This is a genomic window from Bacteroides caecigallinarum (assembly GCF_021530995.1).
GTDB lineage: Bacteria > Bacteroidota > Bacteroidia > Bacteroidales > Bacteroidaceae > Phocaeicola > Phocaeicola faecigallinarum.
The window spans coordinates 1-444 of sequence record NZ_JADYTF010000298.1; the positions used below are offsets into that span (position 1 = coordinate 1).

A 444-nucleotide genomic window follows, 5' to 3' on the forward strand; every position below is an offset into this window, starting at 1 on the left:
ATTACTTTTGTTATCACGTACACACTCTGTATATTACAACAGAGCGGATGATATATACTTTTAGCTCTTTTGGTTTTGACCAAATTTTTACTTTTCAGCTTGTTACATCATGTCAAAGATCTTTATAAAATTCTGTATTCTCTATTGAGAATCCACATTTCTGTGGAGAATTTTATGAGATTGACTTGCTTCGCAAGTCTATCCTTATATTCTGTGGAGAATAACGGATTCGAACCGTTGACCCCCTGCGTGCAAAGCAGGTGCTCTAGCCAGCTGAGCTAATCCCCCAAAATATTTAATTAAACAAACTCGTCTGTAGTACAAGAAGCATAAACCTTCTTGATCTTTTCTACGGTATCTCTCCAGAAAGGAGGTGTTCCAGCCGCACCTTCCGGTACGGCTACCTTGTTACGACTTAGCCCCAATTACCAGTGTTACCCTAGG

At 39.6% G+C, this 444-nt stretch carries 1 tRNA gene and 1 rRNA gene; both read right to left on the reverse strand.

The window, feature by feature from the left end:
* Nucleotides 1–214 precede the first annotated feature (214 nt).
* Nucleotides 215–288 (reverse strand) — tRNA-Ala (locus I6E24_RS16710).
* Nucleotides 289–366: 78 nt separating this feature from the next.
* A 16S ribosomal RNA gene (locus I6E24_RS16715) occupies nucleotides 367–444 on the reverse strand; the annotation flags it as partial.